Source organism: Pseudomonas sp. BS-2016, assembly GCF_001806145.1.
Classification (GTDB): Bacteria; Pseudomonadota; Gammaproteobacteria; order Pseudomonadales; family Pseudomonadaceae; genus Aquipseudomonas; species Aquipseudomonas lundensis.
In genome coordinates this window covers 1-1,634 of sequence record NZ_MLCT01000091.1, presented here as the reverse complement: position 1 = coordinate 1,634, position 1,634 = coordinate 1, and the positions used below count along the sequence as shown (strand labels likewise).

Annotated in this window: 2 protein-coding genes; both read right to left on the bottom strand. The window is 61.1% G+C overall.

The window, feature by feature from the left end:
• Window positions 1–215, bottom strand: a 215-nt coding sequence (locus tag BKD70_RS22530) for an AI-2E family transporter (protein WP_139145797.1), incomplete at its 3' end; no start/stop codon positions are given.
• Between the two features lie 55 nt (window positions 216–270).
• Window positions 271–1,311: a DUF2066 domain-containing protein gene (locus BKD70_RS22525; protein ID WP_070415432.1), complete on the bottom strand. Its 1,041-nt coding sequence runs from the start codon at window positions 1,309–1,311 to the stop codon at window positions 271–273.
• Window positions 1,312–1,634 lie beyond the last annotated feature (323 nt).

The following is a 1,634-nucleotide window of genomic DNA, read 5'->3' as shown; positions in this document are numbered from 1 at the left end:
AGCGCCGTGATGATCAACGTGAACAGCGCAAACACCGTGATCACGCCCCAGGTGCGCGACATGCCGACTTTTTCCAGGCGATCCACCACCGGATCGAACAGGTAGGCGAGCAGCAGCGCCACCAGGAACGGCGTCAGGATCGAATGCAGCAAGAACACAAAAACGCACAGCAGGACAATCCCGCCAAGCCACACCCAACGACGCGTATCCGCCATAAACCACTCCATCTGTTTTTTACGCCCTTCTTCTATATAGAAGGAGGAACACTATTTACCAACGAAAACGCAATTGCGCCTGGGGCTCAGGTGCAACAGCCGGTTGCGTGCCATCGATCACGGCTGGCTGGGCCGGGGCTTCGCCAGCAGGAATTTCCTGCAGCTTGGCCAGGCTCAATTGGGTGCGCAGTTGTTCGGCGCTGCCATTGACGCGATACACAATCCGGTTGCCATCCACCCACTGCGGCTGGCCGCCAAAGGGCTCCAGCAAACGACCCAGGGCGGCGTAGCGCTCAAGGTTCATGCCTTGTACCTCAAGCAGTTGCTCAGTGCTCACGCCCGGCTTGACCGCAAAGCGTGGCGCCAGCTTTTGGCTGACCGCCAGCAATACCGCATCGGCGAGCGCGGCAGTGTCAGCGCCTTGGGCGGTGCCCTCCTCAGCCTTGTCGCCCAGCCACAGGCGCCATTTGGCCTGCCATTGACTGCCTTCCTGGCGCGCATGCACCGCCAGCAAAGCATCGGCACCGTAACGCTCGGAGGCTGCGCGCAAAGGCGTGGCGTCGGGGCTTTCAAGATTCGGCGCGGTGGCGACTACCTGTTCATCCAGGTCTCCCAACGGCAAGCGCAGCGGCAGACCCCTGTGTTGCGCGGCTCGGCGCAGGGCCTGGGCAACGGCCTGGCCATCGCCGACCAGGCTGCTGCCTTCAGTTGAATCGTTCAGCCACCAACCCAGGATCGACGGCCGGTTGCTGCCCCAGATCGACAGGCCCGCATCCCGCAAGGCGCGGTCGGTGCTGACCGGGTCGAAGTCTACTTGCAGGCTTTCCGGCGGGCCGGCGTCGTAGCCGTACTGGCTGATGATTTGTTGCGGGTCTTTGCGGATCGCTGCCAGGCCCGGGCCATCGGCGGCCTTGGCGTCGCCGGTCAGGCGGATCACCAGGGTCTGCACGGCACGCTGGGTGGCTTGGTCGCGCTCTTGGGGCGACTGGCTGCTGACTGGTTCAAGTACTTGATAGAGGCCATTGAGGGTTTCGGCATGACTCGCCAGGCTGACCAACGACAAGCAGCCTACAAAGAAGAATTTACACAGACGCATGGAAGATTCCCGAACGACAAATTTAGCGGTTGGAACAGACCGCGTGATCTCGGTTTGGCAAGGCTGTGACACAGCGACCGGTAAAACATTCACAGGGTCCCGGTAAGTTTTCATACTGTCATAACGCTAGCGAGCTCAAGGCTATACCTTAATACGCACGATTACCGGCCCGATTTGCATTTTTTTGAGCTCATATGCCCTGCCCGTCGGCCCGAGGATGGCCGCTGCCCCTCAAGCCTGATAAAATCGCGCGCCTTCGCAGACCGTCAACGGCAGGGCCCTTTCCAAAAGCCCCCGCCCGCCCGGTCGTTACCCAGAAATCC

Coding starts and splice junctions, on each gene's coding strand:
- BKD70_RS22525 (WP_070415432.1), bottom strand. CDS start 1,311: ATGCGTCTGTGTAAATTCTTCTTTGTAGGCTGCTTGTCGTTGGTCAGC.